Genomic DNA, 15,987 nt, shown 5'->3' on the forward strand with positions numbered 1-15,987 from the left:
TCCGGTTGTTCAGAGAATAGACCGCATTTTCGGCAATACTACGACCCGCTTCTGCAATGTGTGATGTCACGTCGAAAGCCCCGCGAACGCTTGGCTGCGTCCTGGCCATCCACGGCATTTCACTGAAGAATTCGCCCATGTTGCTCCGATATGCGCCCCCGCCCCCGCAAGGTCCGCTCGTCTTGTCGGCCCTATCGCTGCTCCTCGTTTGTGGCGGGAAATAGACATTGGGGCCAACCGCAATACTACGGATGATTGTCGTAAGAATCTGTTGCCGAATCGTCACAAAACGCGAATTCGGCACAGTATTGCCGCGGAGACGAAAAAGGCCCGGACATGCGCCGGGCCTTTTCATCGCGGGAGTTCAAGCAGACGTCAGAAGCGCACTTTCAAGGATGTGTTGACCGCGGCCACGACATCGTCCTTGAAATTATAGGAGAGGTCGTCGCCGTAGGTCACGCCGTTCAGCGATACCGTGCCGGACGATCCGCCGGTCAGGATGCCCAGCACACCTGCGAGGCGAATTTCGACCGTCTTGTTCGGCTGGTAGGCGACACCTGCGCCGAACAGCCAGGTATCGGTCTGTGCGCCGAAGCCTTGCGAGGTTCCCCGATCCCAGGTGACGCTCACGGCCCCGCTCCACTGTTCATTGAACTTGTGGCCGACGCCGCCGGTCACGGTCCAGCCATCCCGATAGCCGAGGTCGAGCGTCGTCAATGCGGTGGGGCTCGACAGGGTGCAGCTGCTCACGGTGCCCGTCACGCAGAACGGAATCTTCTGGAACTGGCTCCAGTCCGTCCATTTCAGCGAGCCGAAGGCAAGCCAGTCGGGGGCAATCCCGGTCTGCAGCTTCAGTTCGAGCGAATCCGGCGTCCGCTGCTCCCCGAAGACATTGTAGGGCTGCCCGCCATTCAGCGCGGGATTGGCCTGCCTGAGATCAAGCGTGCCCGTGAGGTTGCTGAGGTTGACTTCGCTGTTGTAAACAAGGCTCGCGCGTACGGCGTATTCCGGGATTTCGTAGGCGATGCCGGTCCGCCATCCCCAGCCATGGCCTTCCAGATCCAGACGTCCCACGCCAGACAGGGATGTGGGTACATTGGTGTAATCCTGCACCAGGCGCTCCTTGAAACCGGAGACTTCCTGGTAAAAGGCGCCGCCGATCAAACGCAGCTGGCCTGGCCCCAGATCGAACCGGTAGGAACAGGTCGTTGCGTAGTTGTCGCTCTCGACCTTGGTTTCGATATTGTTGTTGGCGCCGGCCCAGTTGCGGCCCGGATTGGAATGCGCGCCCCAGGGCTGCGAATAGTCAAACATGCAATCGACCGAATCGCCGATCGCCGCCTTGATGCCGAGACGTGGCGCCCAGTAGCCTTCCGTGTCGTCCGAACTGGACGACAACCCGTTGAGATTGCCGCCGCCGGTGCCCGTCCCCGTCCCGTTATAGGGATAGACAGCCGAGGTCGTATAGTTGTCCCTGACGTTTCTCGCCTTGCGCTGAGGCGCGACATAGGTGGTGGTCGCTTCGGCTGCCACCGTCGACGGATCAAATAGCAGATCGATATTATAGCCACCGCGCTCCAGCCCCCCAGCCGATGCACTGGTGTGCAGGGATGCGGCGGCAATGGCGGCCAGCAGACCTCTGCAGATCAATTTTCCTGTCATGTGTGTCTCACTCCCCTGCATATAGAGGAGCGAACCTAAATGCATGTGTTTGAAAGACAACTTGCTAATTTTATGCCGCACCGCAACACCCCACCTGCCCGATTTACGTAAATGTCCGAGGATCAGGAGCCATAAACCCTTTGGGGCGTATTTTTTTCTACTAAATTTGTGAAAACGCAGGTTTTTCTGCAACGGAATTCCTCAATTCGGCACAGGCGTTGCTAAAAAAACACAAATGACACAATCCCCCGACGCTGCATCTCCGCAGTGACATCGCTGCGTTGCCGCAACTGTTCCAAAACGAAACCGGCCCCGCCTGCAAGACGCTGGCGGGGCCGGTCGATGCATTTGATTCGGGGGCGGTGTTATCCGGCTTCGTTGATCCGCTGGAGCGCCGTCGCAAGGCTTGCGCGCTGTACCTCGAGTTCCGCCAGGCGCTCGCGCTCGGCGGCGACGACGTCCGGATCGGCATTGGAGACGAACTTTTCGTTGCCGAGCTTCTTGCGGCCACGGTCGATATCCGCATCCACCTTGCCGAGCGCCTTTTCGATACGGGCACGTTCCGCGCCAAGATCAATCAGGCTGCCGAGCGGCAGGCAGGCGGTTGCCTCGCCGATGACAACCTGCGCGGCACCCCGCGGAGCCTCCGGCGCAAGCGCAATGCTTTCGACGCGGGCAAGGCGCATGATGGCCGCCTCGTGGCGCTGCAGGCGACCTTCCGTCAGCGCGCTCGCTCCCACCACGATCAGCGGCGCCTTGGCGGACGGCGGCACGTTCATTTCCGAACGCGCCGAGCGCAGGCCGGTGACGAGATCGACCAGCCAGTTGATTTCGGAGGCCGCGGCGGCATCCTCAAAGCCCGGCAACGGCCAGTCGGCATGGCACAGAAGCCGATCGCGGACCGCACCCTCTCCTGCACTGTGCGCCCAAAGCTCTTCCGTCATGAACGGCATGAAGGGGTGCAGAAGCTTGTAGGCCTCTTCCAGCACATAGGCGACGCAGCCCTGCGCTTCGGCCTTGGCGACCTCGTCCTCGCCGGAGAAGATCGGCTTCAGCAGTTCCAGATACCAGTCGCAGACCTGGTTCCACACGAAGCGGTAGAGACTGACGGCAGCATCGTTGAAGCGCTGCGTCTCGATCGCCGTCGTGACCTCTGCCACGGTCGCCGACAGTTCGGTGAGGATCCACCGGTTGACCGTCTGGGTGGCGGCCTGCGGCAAAAAGTTCGGGTCGCGCTTGACGCCGTTCATCTCGGCAAAGCGCGTGGCGTTCCACAGCTTGGTGCCAAAGTTGCGGTAGCCGGCGATACGGGCCGGATCGAGCTTCACGTCGCGCCCCTGTGCCGCCATGATGGCCAGCGTAAAGCGCAGCGCATCGGCGCCGTATTCGTCGATGAGGTCGAGCGGATCGATGACGTTGCCCTTCGACTTCGACATCTTCTGGCCGTTCTTGTCGCGAACCAGCGCATGCACATAGACGGTGTTGAACGGCTCAACCGGGTTGCCGTCCTCGTCCTTCATGAAGTGCAGGCCCATCATCATCATGCGGGCGACCCAGAAGAAGATGATGTCGAAGCCGGTGACGAGCACGTTGGTCGGATAGTAGCGCGCAAGCTCCGGCGTCTGGTCGGGCCAGCCCAGCGTAGAGAAGGGCCAGAGCGCGGAGGAGAACCAGGTATCCAGCACGTCTTCGTCGCGCGTCAGGATGGCGCCCGGCTCGAAGTTTTCGAGCTTTTCCTGCACCCAGGCCTTCCACGGCCCTTCATGCGCCAGATAATGCTGGATGGCTGCCTCGAGCGCCTCTTCCTCGGTCTTTTCAACAAAGACCTGACCATCCGGACCATACCAGGCCGGGATCTGGTGACCCCACCAGAGTTGGCGGGAAATGCACCAGGGCTGGATGTTCTCCATCCACTCGAAATAGGTCTTGTCCCAGTTCTTCGGCACGAACTTGGTGCGGCCTTCGCGCACGGAGGCGATGGCCGGCTCGGCAAGCGTCTTGGCATCGACGAACCACTGGTCGGTCAGCATAGGCTCGATGACGACGTTGGACCGGTCGCCGAAGGGCTGCATGATCTTCTTGTTCTCGACGTAAGGCACGTCATTGCCTTCGGCGTCCTTGACGGTCACCGCCAAGCCTTCCGCATTGATGGCATCGACGATGCGCTTGCGTGCCTCGTAGCGGTCGAGACCGCGGTACTCTTCCGGAACGAGGTTGATGTCATCGACCTCGGCTTCTGAGGGCACTTCGCCGCTTCTGGTGATGGCCAGCGCCTGGGCCGCGCAGACCGCATAGGGCTCGCCATCAGCGCGCATCTGCGCCTGCCCGTCCATCAGCCTGTAGAGCGGAATGTCGTTGCGCTTGGCGACCTGATAGTCGTTGAAATCATGCGCGCCGGTGATTTTCACCGCCCCCGAACCGAAGGTCGGATCAGGATATTCATCGGTGATGATCGGGATCAGACGGCGCTGCGCCTTCGGACCGACCGGAATCTCGCAAAGCTTGCCGACGATGGCCGCGTAGCGTTCGTCGGACGGATGGACGGCAACGGCGCCGTCGCCCAGCATGGTTTCAGGCCGGGTCGTCGCAATCGAGATATAGTTGCGCTCTTCCTGCAGCGTGACGTTGCCGTCCGCGTCCTTTTCCACATAGGTATAGGTTTCGCCGCCGGCCAGCAGGTATTTAAAGTGCCACATGTGGCCGTCGACCTCGCGGTTTTCCACCTCGATGTCGGAGATCGCCGTCTCGAACTGCGGGTCCCAGTTGACCAGCCGCTTGCCGCGATAGATCAGGCCCTGCTTGTAGAGCGTGACGAACACTTCCAGAACCGCCTTCGACAGGCCCTCGTCCATGGTGAAGCGCTCGCGCGACCAGTCACAGGAGGCGCCGAGGCGCTTCAGCTGGTTGAAGATCAGGCCGCCCGATTCGCCCTTCCACTCCCAGACCTTGTCGATGAAGGCCTCCCGCCCCATTGCGCGGCGACCGGGAAGCTGGGCTTCCATCAGCTTGCGCTCGACCACCATCTGGGTGGCGATGCCGGCATGGTCCATGCCCGGCTGCCACAGCACGTCCTTGCCGCGCATGCGCTCGAAGCGGATCATGATATCCTGCAGCGTGTTGTTCAGCGCATGGCCCATGTGCAGCGAGCCCGTCACATTCGGTGGCGGGATGACGATGGTGAAGGTTTCGGCGTCCGGCTTTGCATTGGCGCCGGCGCGAAAGGCATTGGCCTCATCCCAAGCAGCGGCGATTTTCGGTTCGACGGCGGCGGAATCATAGGTTTTTTCGAGCATTTTCCGACCAGATTTTCGAGTTCTCGTGGCTTGGGTGTAAACAGGACTGGCAAAACCAAGTCAATAAAAAAGCCGCTTCGAAAAGCGGCCCCTCAACGGCACTCTGCCCTTCGGCAGGGGTGCGATCAGCGGCGCGGGCCGCGCGCCACCCGTTCGATTTCCTCGCGCACGAGGCGCTCCACAAGCGCGGGAAGATTGTCGTCGAGCCATTCGCGCAGCATCGGCTGCAGCAACTCACGCGCCATCTCTTCCACCGAGCGACGCTCGATACCGTTGAAGATCTCGGCCAACTCATTGAAGGAACGGGCGACCTGGGCACCGGCCTCTTCCGACAACAGCATGAGGCTCGCTGCCTCCTCGATCCGCGTCGGCAGCGGCGCGGGCGCAGGTTCCTCGGCGCGCGGGACAGGAGCCGGATCGAAGGCCGGGCTTTCCACGGCCGCCACCCGCAATGGCGCAACAGACGATGGCGCGACCTCTACCGGCCGCTCTGCCGGTGCGCGGACGTCGGCCTCAAAACGGGCGTCGGATGACTGAGCCGCGTCCGGCGTCTTCTGGCCAGGCGCCGGACGTTGCGCAATCGGCTCCGGCACGCGGCCTGCGGCGGCGCGAACCCGGGCTGCGACATCGGCCAGCGACAGGCTGCGCTCGCCCGGCCGCTCTGCAGCAACAGGCTGTTCTGATGCCGCTGACGCCGCACCGCTCACGGACGATTGCGATTCGGCGGCAAAGCGCTGGCGTGCCGCCGCATCGAGCGGCGGGCGAAGCGGCGCCGGCTCGGCATAGACTTGCGAAAACGGCAGTCCCGGATCGTTTGCCGCCCTCTGGGGAACGAAAGATGTGTCCATCTCGTCGGACAGTTCGCCCCCCTCCTCGTCCTCATCGAAAGAGGCGGTGTTGGCGGGTGCTGCAGCCTGTGGACGGCTCAACGCCTGACCTTCGCCGACCGGATCATTGCTCTCGATGATCCGCCGGATCGAGGCCAGGATTTCTTCCATGGAAGGTTCGCGCGCGACACTTGGCTGAGCCATCTTTATCCCCGATTTCGTGATCAGCAGCCATTGTCCGGATGACCCCGGTCAACACGCCGGGCAAACAAGGTGCCGAATCAAAGATCAGTGTACGCGATGCGGGTGCACTCTCACAATTGCCCGGCCCGGTCACGCCTCTGCGATGCACAGCTTTCTCGGCGCGTCCAAGCAATCGGCCCGAAAACCGTGACGGTTTTCGGGCCGATATGTCCTGAAACAGGAGAAGCTCTCACGCCTGCCAGCGCGACGGGCAGGCAAGCGCAGGTCAGAAAACGAATTCTTTTGCCTTGCGGAAGCCCGGCAGCGGCTTCACCGACGTGTTGAAGAAGGCGCTTTCCGAGACGACGCCATTTTCCTTACGGAACACCCGCGCGGTCGAGGCATTGCCATAGCCGACCACCGTCACCAGACGGCCGCCATCGCGCAGCTGCTGAAAGACCGGCTCGCTCACCTGCTCGACGGCACCGTTGATGAAGATCAGGTCATAGGGCGCTTCGGCCGCATAGCCGGCTTCCATGTTGCCCGTCACGACGACGGCATTGTCGCAGCCGAGCGTGGCAAGCGTTTCGGTTGCCTTGGTGGCAAGCCCCGCATCGCTTTCGACGGCAACGACCGCGCTTGCGATGTTGGAGAGCAGTGCGGTCGCATAACCGGTGCCACAGCCGATTTCCAGAACCACGTCGTCCTTTGTGACGGCAGCCAGCTGCAGAAGCTTGGCGAGAGGCGAAGCCTCCATCAGATAACGGCCGGGCGCCACTTCGATATCATTGTCGATATAAGCGAGCGGCTTCATCTTTTCCGGCACGAAAGCTTCGCGCGGCACCGTCAGAAAGGCCCGCAGCACGGAATGGGAGGTGACATCGGTGGTGCGCACCTGATTGTCGACCATCTTGATACGTGCTGCTTCGAAATCCATCATTGTCGTTCGCCCCGTAAAAGCGCTCGTGAAAACGTTTGTGTGGTCTTCTCATTACTGGGGGCCGGGTCGGCTTTCAAGACCGCTCAGCAAGCGCCCCGCCAAAAAGCGCGCCTGCGCCCGCAAAACCACGGAACATTCCAGGGAGTGCCCCGTTGGCCCTACAGAGAAGCCTTAAAAAAGGGAGACGACCATGCCGACAAACCTGCCTGATCCCAATCCCGCCGAAGGCCCGCGCGGCCCAACCCCCGTTCCCGGCGTGCCCGACCGCACCCAGGAAAAGCCGCCGCTCACGCCGGCGCAGGATCCGGGAGACAACAAGAACCCTAATGATCCGACGCTCGATCCCACGCTTGTGCCGGCCCTGATGCCAATCGGCGATCCCGCCAGCATGGCCTGAGCGGCGCCATCTCCAAGATCAGACGGCCGTCTTCTGCGCGAGCAGGAGGCGGCCGTTTTCATGCCGAAAACGCGCGACGCATGTGCACCGAGCAAAACAATCGGCTGATGATAAAAGGAAGGTTGGAGGCCTCGCCCGGAATCGAACCGGGGTGCAAGGATTTGCAGTCCTCTGCGTAACCACTCCGCCACGAGGCCAACCAGGTATTAAAAGCGTGTGGTGACGGGCGTTTAGAACGGATCTCAAAACTGTGCAAGTCCTTTCCAACGCGCGACACGGATTTTTCCCAAGCCCCGGTGGAAAGATCGATGCTCCGCCTGCCGCCTTTGCAGAAGGCGCACCGAGCCACGGCCACCGCTTGAAACCTCCGCGGCCGCCCCCCCGTCACAGTCTGTTCAAGAATTCCCTCTGTTGCGGCGAAAATGGTGATTTCGAGAACCGGAGCGGAGCGTACTTAGAAGTACGTGAGCACCGGACAATCAGAAATCGCCATTTGCAGCCCGCCGGAGGGAATTATGGGACGGACTGTCAGACGGCCACCGGCGCCTCGATTGCCGGATGCGGATCATAGCCGGTCACCTCGAAATCCTCGATCCTGTAGCCATCGATGCTGTCCGGCTTGCGCAGGAGCCGAAGCTTCGGGAACGGGCGCGGCTCGCGCTTCAGGATGGTTTCGGCAAGCTCGATATGGTTGAGGTAAAGGTGGACGTCTCCGCCCACCCAGATCAGTTCATCCGGCACCATGTCCACCTGTTGCGCCACCATGGCCAGAAGGGCAGCCTGCTGGCAGACATTGAACGGGTTTCCGAGACCCAGATCATTCGACCGGACGCCGACCATCAGCGACAGCTTGGCCGGCGACTGTGCGTCATCGTCCATGCCTCGCACGAAAAACTGGTAGAAGTTGTGGCAGGGATTGAGCGCCATCTGGCTGAGATCCGCCACGTTCCAGGCATGAAACAGCATGCGGCGGCTGGTAGGATTGCTGCGCAGCGTCTCGATCACCGTTGCGATCTGGTCATGCTCGCGGCCGTCCGGCCCCAGCCAGCGGCGCCACTGCTTGCCATAGACCGGGCCGAGATCGCCCCAGGCCAGTGCAAATTCCTCGTCGGCGAGTACCCTCGCCTCGAAATCCTCCTGGGAGATGTCCAGGCCGGTTTCCTTGCGGTACTTGGCGAGCGGCCAGTCGGTCCAGATGCGCACATTTTCCTGCAGCAGCGAACGGATATTCGTCTGGCCGGTCAGGAACCAGAGCATCTCCTTGACCGCCGTCTTCCAGTAGACGCGCTTGGTCGTATAGACCGGAAACGTGCCATCCGACATATCGAAGCGCATCATTGCGCCGAAGGAGGCCAGCGTGCCGACGCCGGTGCGATCGATGCGCTTGTCGCCCTTGGTGAGAACCTGCTCGACGATATCGAGATACTGGTATTCCGGATGGCGCGCCATGACGATTCCCTGATTCTTCTGCGCGGGCATGCTGCATGCGCGCAAAACCGGCGGATGGGCCACGCCCCCGCCTCAAACGGCCGGGATCATAGGGCAAGCATGTCTGGATAGACAGACCCGGCCAACGCAGTTTCCCCACCATTCCGCAGGTGCCGGGCGGGGCCGGTGGACAAGGAACCGCGCCGACCACCCGTTCAGCCGCCTTGCCGCCGACGCGCCGTCACCCGCCGAAACACCTTGAAAACAAAAGCGGAGGCCCCCTTTTCAGCGCGCCATAAAACACCTATATCACTCGTGCCGGGGCTTGCTCCGGCTATGGCAATAAACTGTCGGTGTAATAAACCTATTGGACCCGGGGGCGGTACCCGGCGCCTCCACCAAAAACCGGCCGACCCTCAAAGACAGGCCGGCTTTTGATGGGGGCGAAATAGGATCGACAAGGGCGTAAAGATCGAACTTTTGCTCGGCATGATACCGCCGTTATCGGGTCACAAGTGTAGTTGCAAACGACAACAACGCTAAGGGTTATGCTCTCGCTGCCTAATGGCGGTGCGGGAAATCCGAACCAAGTCCTCTAGGTTAGCCCCTTGAGGCGGGGTCCGAAGGCACCTGGCAACAGAAGCCTTCACTTTTCCAATTTGCCAGTTTTTCGCTATGATCGTCACGAACCACGCCTCGGGACTTCCGTGCGGGCCGCACCTGTCTTATAACGGGTGAGGCAAATCGCCGGAACAAGACGAACTTGATTGGAAGAAGGCACCTATGGGGCAGGATCACATCCGTTACGACATTCTGGCGCAGGACGCATTGCGTGGCGTCATCCGTAAGGTTTTGACCGAGGTGGCCGCGACCGGCCGGCTTCCGGGTGATCATCATTTCTTCATCACCTTCCTCACCGGGGCACCGGGCGTGCGCATCTCGCAGCATCTGAAGACCAAGTATGTCGAGCAGATGACGATCGTCGTGCAGCACCAGTTCTGGGACCTGAAGGTGACCGACACGCAGTTTGAAATCGGCCTGTCCTTTTCCGATACGCCGGAACGCCTGGTCATTCCGTTCAACGCCATCCGCGGCTTCTACGATCCCTCCGTGAACTTCGAGCTGGAATTCGAGGTGCCGCTGGTCGAGGAAGACGAAACCTCTGCGGAAATCACCGCCTATCCGGTGGATGCGGTTGCAAAGCCTGCCGGCGATGGCGAGCAGAGCAGCGGCGAGGAAAAGAAGCCCGCTTCGGTCGTCTCGCTCGATTCCTTCCGCAAGAAGCAGTAACCGGCGTTTTTTTAAAGAGGGCGCCATGAGCGCGGACATCGTCAATCTTCGACAGTTTCGAAAGACGAAGGCGCGCTCCGAGAAAGAGCGTCAGGCGGAGCAGAATCGCCTGACCTTCGGCCGCACCAAGGCCGAGAAGAACCTGACCCGGGCGCTGAACGACAAGGCTGCGAAAAACCTGGAGCAAGGGCGGATCGAGGACAAGCCTACGGACGACACGGGCGAAGACTGACGCCGAAAGATCCTGATGGGTCAACGACTTGCGAAAACCTGCAGACTCAACTTCAAAACCTCTTCAACCGATTGATCAGGGCAGGCCCGCGTGATCCGCAAACATTCCGCCACGCTGCATGGTCACCGCACCAGCTTCTCGCTGGAGGCTGAATTCTTTGAAGACTTGAAATCTATCGCCAGCGCCCGCGCCATCAGCCTTGCCGCGCTGATCGCCGAAGTCGACGACGCCCGATCACCCGACAGCAATCTCTCCTCGGCCCTCAGGCTTTATGTGCTGGGCTGGGTGAAGTCGCATGGTGCGCCCATTGAAACGCACAGAGCCTGAGCAGCATACATCGGCGTCGCCTTGCGCAGCGTGAACGGTTTGCTGGCCCGCCTCGCGCAGAGTCAGGCGGATCCGCCTCCCGATTGCGGCTGGAAGCTTCCCGTTCTTCATATTCCCTGCCCCTGTCCGACAGGGCAATGGTGACCGACCTTACCGGAACGGCGGCGGCTGGATCTGCATGTCGAAGAGTGGCGGCTGTTGCTGGCGCTGCTGTTCGGCCTCGCGGCGCAGCTTCTGTTCTTCGTCAAGGCGGGCCCGTTCCTCGGCCGCGGCCTTCTCCCGGGCCAGGCGACGGTCCTCTTCGCGCGCGGTATACAGCACCACCTCGCGACGCAGACGCTGTTTTTCGAGCACGCTTGCCTGCAGCGTTTCCACCCGGCGGCGCTCCCGCTCGAAGGCGCGCATGGAGAGGAAGTTGGTCATCGCCTCCACCTCGATGGTTTCCTGAGGTGCGCGCACATCGCCATCATAACGTAGCGTCAGCGCGGGCTCAGCTCCGGCAAGCGCCTCATCGCCCGGATCGAAGGTGAGGCCCAGTTCGCCCGCCAGACCGCCGTCTGCAAGGTCCATGCGAAGCTCCCCGGCAAGCGAGGCGCTGCCGGCCCGCGCGGTAATATTCTGCGCCCGCCACTCACCGCCGGTGATGGTGAAAGGCACCTCGACGGCGCCGATCTCGGCGCGTCCCGCATGGATACGGCGCCGGACCAGCGGCTGGACCTTGGCGGCCGTCACCTCGCCGTCGATGCGGTCGGCGTCGGCCAGCACGCCCGGCAGCATCGACGCGTTGAGCGCCGGCAGGGCGACATCCTTGAGTTTGATCGTGCCGGAGCCGCTCGCGGCGGACAGAAGATCCGCCGGGCTCTTGGCGGTCGCTTCGGCCGCCAGTTCCGCGCTCAGCCGGCCGGTCGCCACGGGCTGGCCACCGCTTTGCCAGAGGATGCCTCCGAGATCCGCTCCCTCCACCTTGAGACGGGTCTGGAAGAGGCCAACCCCACCGCTATGCGACATGGAGAGGCGCCCTGAAAGACGGCCGCTCTTCCAGCCGCCGCTTGCATCATCCAGCGCCACGCCGCCTGCCTTGCTGGTCAGCCGTCCGGCAAAACCGTCGATCGGGCCAAGGCTGAGCGTGCTCAGCGTGCGCGCCTTCAGATCGAGCGTCACATCCCAGCCGGCAAACATCGGCAGGGCAAATTCCTTTTGCGATACAGCACCGGTCTTCGGGTCAGTGAGCGGACCATAGACGGTTTCGGCAAGCCAGCCGAGATCGGCGCTGCCCAGCGACATGGCCCCAGTCACCGTCGGCACCGGTGCCGCACGGGCAAGCGTCAACCTGCCGTCGACCGGGTTGCCGCCAAGCGTACCGGCCAGGCCGGCGATGCCGATTTCGCTGCCGCTGACGGCAATGTTCGCCTTCAGGTCTGCAGCAAGCCCCATCCCGAATTGCGGAAGGCCGATGCCGAAAGTCAAAAGCGTCGGCTCCAGATCCGCGCTTTTCAGCGAAACGCCAAACGATCCTTCGCCGAATGTCTCGGCGTGCAGCGCGAGGCTCCCCTCTGCCGAAAGGGCGGTTCGGTCTGTCTGGTAGGAAAGCTTGGCCGTGGCCGGCGCCTCGCCATGGGTCTCTAAGCCAAGGGTCAGGCGCGCATCGGCATCGCCCTCGAAGGGCAGCGTCTCAAAGCCGGCCTGTCCGAGCAACGTCGCGGCCTGTGGATTGGAAAACACGGCGTCCAGCTTCAGGTCGGTCGCAGCCGTCAGGTCAAACAGGTTGGGCAACCCCAGTTGCGCATCCACCTTTGTCCCATTGCTGTTGCCGGCGACATGGGCGGAGACCCCGTTTGCCAGTGTCACATCGGCCGTCAGGTTCGTATCGGCATACCAGGAGGCGCTGCGCGACAGCTGCTCCATTGCCGGGTGGCGCGGCAACTGCTCGCGCAGCATGGCAACAAAGGGGCCGGGATCGAAGGCGCTGAAGGTCAGCTGGCCCTTACCGGTATAATCCAGGAAGGAGCCTTCTGCCCTGCCCTTCGCCGCAAGCTTAGCCCCGGCAATATCGCCGACCGTCAACCGCTCGAGGGAAAGCGCACCATCGCCCAGCGTGAAGGCGGTATCGACATCGTTGGCGGCAATGCCGAAGGCCGTCAGCCGCCCGGCCTTCAGATGCGCCGACAGGCGATGATCAAGAACCTGTTCCCCCGCATCGCCGCCGGTGAGCAGCGAGGCCAGCGCCCGCAGCGCATCGAAATCAATCTCGTTTCCGGCCAGATCCATGGCGAGATCCGGCACGCCATCGCCCGGCGACTTGCGCTCGACGCGGCCCTTGAGGATCGCAGGCCCAACCGACAATTCCAGCCCCTCGAACCGCTGCAACTCGGGCGTCAGCGCGACCTCAGCCGAAAAACCCGCGGTCTTCAGCTGGCGAATGGCCGGATCCACCTGCCCCTTCAGCCAGTCGGCAAGGCCGGAAGGCTGGTTTGAGGCAAGCAGCATCGTGCCGGTAAAGGAAGGGCCACCAAGAAGCATCAGCGCGCCTTGCGCTTCCACCCGCGTTCGCCCGGGCAGGATGGCAACGGCATTGTCGACATTCCAGCCGGTGCCGGCCGGGCGCATATTGAGCTCCACATCGCGCACCGTCGTGCCGTCGGCAACGATCGCCGGCAGGCGAATCGTGGCGCGGCCTGGCACCTGCGGCACCGGTATCCTCGCCGCCATCTCGACAAGTGCGTTCAGCCGCCGCTGCGCCGACGCATGCGGATCGCGGGCGGTCTTGCCGTTCACCAGTTCGCCCGTCAGGCGGTTCACATCCACCTGCTGCCCATCGGCCGTCAGCAGGAATTCCGGCTTGTCGCCGGTGTCGAGGGTGGCTTCGCCCGTCACCACGTAAGGATTGTCCAGCGCCCCGACCTCGACCCGGTATTCAGGAATGCGGATGCGCTCATTGGTCAGTTCGAACTTGCCCTTGGTACGCGGCGGTGGCGGAGGCTTGATGCCCTTGGGAACGACAGGTTCTACCGGCGCATCGAGGAAGACCATGGAAAAGGCACCCTTGTAGTCGGGCTTTCCGGCCGCAACCGCAAGCGCACCATCCAGCTGCACTTCCACGGGCTGAATGTCGGGACGCACCTTCATGCGCAGGGGCACGGTGCCGGTCGCAGCATCCGGTGCCCCGCTCGACAGCGAAAACTGCGCCTCTTCGCCATCAAGCGTCGCATTGCCATCGGCGCGCCAGGGACCGGCGAGCGAGGTGGCCGACATTTTGGCGGAAAGTCCGGTCAGGTGGCGCGTGCGGCCGGTGCCGTCATCGATGAATTCGATCTGGCCGCCTTCGATATGGACATCTTCCAGCACGACATTGCGGGCCGGGATGTCGGGCTGGCCGCCGCGCGTCCAGTCGAGACGGCCGTCCTTCAGCAGACGGATGCGGGCCTTCGGGTGCTCCAGGCGCATGTCGAAAATGCGTGCTTCGCCGGAGAGGAAGGGCGCAAGCTCCATATCCATCGAGAAGCGCTCGACCTGAACCAGCGGCGAACCATCCAGATCCTGCCCCACGCGCACATCATGCAGGGTGACGGAGGGAAAGGGCAGGATGCGGGCATCGACCGCACCGTGAACGGAAACCTTCTTGCCCAGGATATGGCTCGCCTGTTCCTCGAAGCCCCGCCGAAAATTCGACCAGTCGACAAAAAACGGCGCCAGCAAGGCCGTAAACAGCGCGATGACCACAAGGCCACCGAGCAACAGCATTATCCGTCCGAGCACCTGTTCATTCTCCTGAGAGCGCCGCCCGACCCGACAGATCCGCCGGCCGCTCTAACATTTTGAACTGTTTCGCAATTGTCCTGCGCCTGCCAAAACCCTGCCTCACCACAGGGTTTACCCTTCGCAGATGCACTCTAGCGCATAACCCCAGGCGGTTTAAGGACAAAATTCCCAAGCACCCAGAGGAGTTTAGCGGCAAGCATCAGACGCCGGGGCGCAGGATCTTGCCGGGGTTGAAGATATCGTTTGGATCAAGCCCGTGCTTGATCGCCCGCATCAGCGGAAGCGCCGAGCCCGCCTCCTGCTCGAGGAACGTCATCTTGCCCTGGCCGATGCCGTGCTCGCCGGTGCAGGTGCCGCCCATCGAGAGGGCCCGACGGTTCAGCCGTTCCACGAAGGCTTCGGTGCGCGCGACAGCCTCGGCATCCTTGTCATCGAACAGGATCAGCACGTGGAAATTGCCGTCGCCGGCATGGCCGACGATCGGTGCCAGATAGCCGTGCTCAACGATATCGGCATGGGTTTCGGCCACGCATTCCGCCAGGCGGGAGATCGGTACGCAGACATCGGTGGAGAGGCCTGCCAGATGCGGGGCAAGCGCGCGCGACGCCCAATAGGCATCATGACGAGCTTTCCACAGCTTTGCCCGCTGCTGGGCATCGCCGGTCCACTGAAAATCCTCGCCGCCGCATTCGGCAGCGATCATGGCAAACTGTTCCGATTGCAGCGGCACCGTCTCTTCCGTGCCATGGAACTCCAGAAACAGCGTCGGCTTTTCCGCATAGTTCAAACCGGAATAGGCGTTGCAGGCGCGCATCTGCACTTCATCGAGCAGTTCGATGCGGGCGACCGGAATGCCCATCTGGATGGTCATGATCACCGCGTCGCACGCCGCCTTCACCGTCGGAAAGGCGCAGACGCCGCCGCCGATCTTTTCCGGAATGCCCTGCAGGCGAAGCGTGATCGAGGTGATGATGCCAAGTGTGCCTTCCGAGCCGACGAAAAGCCGCGTCAGATCGTAGCCCGCCGAAGATTTGCGCGCCCGCGTCCCCGTGGTGATTTCCTCGCCATCGGCCGTCACGACGGTCAAGGACAGGACATTGTCCTTCATCGTGCCGTAACGCACCGCATTGGTGCCAGAAGCCCGCGTGGCCGTCATGCCGCCGATCGAGGCATTGGCACCGGGATCGATCGGAAAGAACAGGCCGGTATCGCGCAGATAGGTATTCAGCGCCTCGCGCGTCACACCGGGCTCCACCGTTACGTCCAGATCCTCCGGCGAAACGCGCAGCACCTTGTCCATGCGGCTGGTATCGAGCGAAATGCCGCCGCGCGGTGCATTCACCTGCCCTTCCAACGACGAACCGGTGCCAAAGGCAATGAGGGGAACATGATGGGCCGCGCAGGCCTTCACCACCGTCTTCACATCGTCGACCGATTCGGCGAAGACGACGCCATCGGGCAGTTGCGAGGGCAGATAGGTGGTGGTGTGCGCATGCTGCTCGCGAAAGGCCTGGCCGGTCTGCAGCCGGTCGCCCAGGCTCTGCTTCAGAATTGCAAGAACAGCCGCGATGCCCTCTTCATTGCGTGGGCCGGCCTGCGCGTCTCTCATCACCATCGTCATGCCTCCAGATCGGGCAACACACGCCCGT

The 15,987-nt window shown here is 62.4% G+C and carries 11 protein-coding genes, 1 tRNA gene and 1 other RNA gene; 5 read left to right on the forward strand and 8 right to left on the reverse strand.

Annotation, left to right across the window (positions count from 1 at the left end; translation table 11 throughout):
* Nucleotides 1-375: 375 nt before the first annotated feature.
* The 4 genes from ACEXP3_RS04425 to ACEXP3_RS04440 form a co-directional block, all read right to left on the reverse strand.
* Nucleotides 376-1,662, reverse strand: coding sequence for an OmpP1/FadL family transporter (locus ACEXP3_RS04425; RefSeq protein WP_377296190.1), 1,287 nt, complete (start codon nucleotides 1,660-1,662; stop codon nucleotides 376-378).
* A 365-nt stretch (nucleotides 1,663-2,027) separates the two neighbouring features.
* A complete protein-coding gene (locus ACEXP3_RS04430) occupies nucleotides 2,028-4,955 on the reverse strand; it encodes a valine--tRNA ligase (protein WP_377296191.1) in 2,928 nt (975 codons plus the stop codon).
* 125 nt (nucleotides 4,956-5,080) lie between these two features.
* Nucleotides 5,081-5,986, reverse strand: coding sequence for a DUF2497 domain-containing protein (locus ACEXP3_RS04435; RefSeq protein ID WP_377296192.1), 906 nt, complete (start codon nucleotides 5,984-5,986; stop codon nucleotides 5,081-5,083).
* A 265-nt stretch (nucleotides 5,987-6,251) separates the two neighbouring features.
* Nucleotides 6,252-6,902: a protein-L-isoaspartate O-methyltransferase family protein gene (locus tag ACEXP3_RS04440; protein WP_377296591.1), complete on the reverse strand. Its 651-nt coding sequence runs from the start codon at nucleotides 6,900-6,902 to the stop codon at nucleotides 6,252-6,254.
* Nucleotides 6,903-7,095: 193 nt separating this feature from the next.
* Here ACEXP3_RS04440 and ACEXP3_RS04445 point away from each other — a divergent pair, with 193 nt between their 5' ends.
* Nucleotides 7,096-7,302 (forward strand): hypothetical protein, encoded by a 207-nt coding sequence (locus ACEXP3_RS04445; protein WP_377296193.1) that lies wholly within the window; start codon nucleotides 7,096-7,098, stop codon nucleotides 7,300-7,302.
* A 123-nt stretch (nucleotides 7,303-7,425) separates the two neighbouring features.
* On the opposite strand, the gene ACEXP3_RS04450 is transcribed toward ACEXP3_RS04445, so the two are convergent.
* Nucleotides 7,426-7,499, reverse strand: a tRNA-Cys gene (locus ACEXP3_RS04450).
* A gap of 331 nt (nucleotides 7,500-7,830) precedes the next feature.
* Nucleotides 7,831-8,751: a thymidylate synthase gene (thyA, locus tag ACEXP3_RS04455; RefSeq protein WP_377296194.1), complete on the reverse strand. Its 921-nt coding sequence runs from the start codon at nucleotides 8,749-8,751 to the stop codon at nucleotides 7,831-7,833.
* Nucleotides 8,752-9,008: 257 nt separating this feature from the next.
* On the opposite strand from thyA, the gene ssrA reads away from it, so the two are divergent.
* The 4 genes from ssrA (at nucleotide 9,009) to ACEXP3_RS04475 (ending at nucleotide 10,579) form a co-directional block, all read left to right on the forward strand.
* Nucleotides 9,009-9,381: a transfer-messenger RNA gene (ssrA, locus tag ACEXP3_RS04460) on the forward strand.
* 132 nt (nucleotides 9,382-9,513) lie between these two features.
* A complete protein-coding gene (locus ACEXP3_RS04465; protein WP_377296195.1) occupies nucleotides 9,514-10,020 on the forward strand; it encodes an SspB family protein in 507 nt (168 codons plus the stop codon).
* Nucleotides 10,021-10,045: 25 nt separating this feature from the next.
* Entirely contained in the window at nucleotides 10,046-10,252 is a 207-nt protein-coding gene (locus ACEXP3_RS04470) for a DUF4169 family protein (protein ID WP_210104615.1), read from the forward strand.
* A gap of 90 nt (nucleotides 10,253-10,342) precedes the next feature.
* Nucleotides 10,343-10,579 (forward strand): ribbon-helix-helix domain-containing protein, encoded by a 237-nt coding sequence (locus ACEXP3_RS04475; protein ID WP_377296196.1) that lies wholly within the window; start codon nucleotides 10,343-10,345, stop codon nucleotides 10,577-10,579.
* Between the two features lie 150 nt (nucleotides 10,580-10,729).
* On the opposite strand, the gene ACEXP3_RS04480 is transcribed toward ACEXP3_RS04475, so the two are convergent.
* Both ACEXP3_RS04480 and ACEXP3_RS04485 read right to left on the reverse strand, forming a co-directional pair.
* On the reverse strand, nucleotides 10,730-14,335 hold the full coding sequence (locus ACEXP3_RS04480) for an AsmA family protein (protein WP_377296197.1): 3,606 nt from the start codon (nucleotides 14,333-14,335) through the stop codon (nucleotides 10,730-10,732).
* A 202-nt stretch (nucleotides 14,336-14,537) separates the two neighbouring features.
* Nucleotides 14,538-15,953, reverse strand: a complete 1,416-nt coding sequence (locus tag ACEXP3_RS04485; protein WP_377296198.1) for an FAD-binding oxidoreductase — start codon at nucleotides 15,951-15,953, stop codon at nucleotides 14,538-14,540.
* Between the last annotated feature and the right edge of the window lie 34 nt (nucleotides 15,954-15,987).

This window comes from Neorhizobium fuzhouense, assembly GCF_042611105.1.
GTDB classification, from domain to species: Bacteria; Pseudomonadota; Alphaproteobacteria; order Rhizobiales; family Rhizobiaceae; genus Neorhizobium; species Neorhizobium galegae_A.

What these genes read in the sequence shown, in the direction of transcription:
- ACEXP3_RS04435 (WP_377296192.1), bottom strand. Translation starts at nt 5,986, where the DNA reads ATGGCTCAGCCAAGTGTCGCGCGCGAACCTTCCATGGAAGAAATCCTG.
- ACEXP3_RS04465 (WP_377296195.1), top strand. Translation starts at nt 9,514, where the DNA reads ATGGGGCAGGATCACATCCGTTACGACATTCTGGCGCAGGACGCATTG.
- ACEXP3_RS04430 (WP_377296191.1), bottom strand. Translation starts at nt 4,955, where the DNA reads ATGCTCGAAAAAACCTATGATTCCGCCGCCGTCGAACCGAAAATCGCC.
- ACEXP3_RS04425 (WP_377296190.1), bottom strand. Translation starts at nt 1,662, where the DNA reads ATGACAGGAAAATTGATCTGCAGAGGTCTGCTGGCCGCCATTGCCGCC.
- ACEXP3_RS04470 (WP_210104615.1), top strand. Translation starts at nt 10,046, where the DNA reads ATGAGCGCGGACATCGTCAATCTTCGACAGTTTCGAAAGACGAAGGCG.
- thyA (WP_377296194.1), bottom strand. Translation starts at nt 8,751, where the DNA reads ATGGCGCGCCATCCGGAATACCAGTATCTCGATATCGTCGAGCAGGTT.
- ACEXP3_RS04440 (WP_377296591.1), bottom strand. Translation starts at nt 6,902, where the DNA reads ATGGATTTCGAAGCAGCACGTATCAAGATGGTCGACAATCAGGTGCGC.
- ACEXP3_RS04445 (WP_377296193.1), top strand. Translation starts at nt 7,096, where the DNA reads ATGCCGACAAACCTGCCTGATCCCAATCCCGCCGAAGGCCCGCGCGGC.
- ACEXP3_RS04485 (WP_377296198.1), bottom strand. Translation starts at nt 15,953, where the DNA reads ATGGTGATGAGAGACGCGCAGGCCGGCCCACGCAATGAAGAGGGCATC.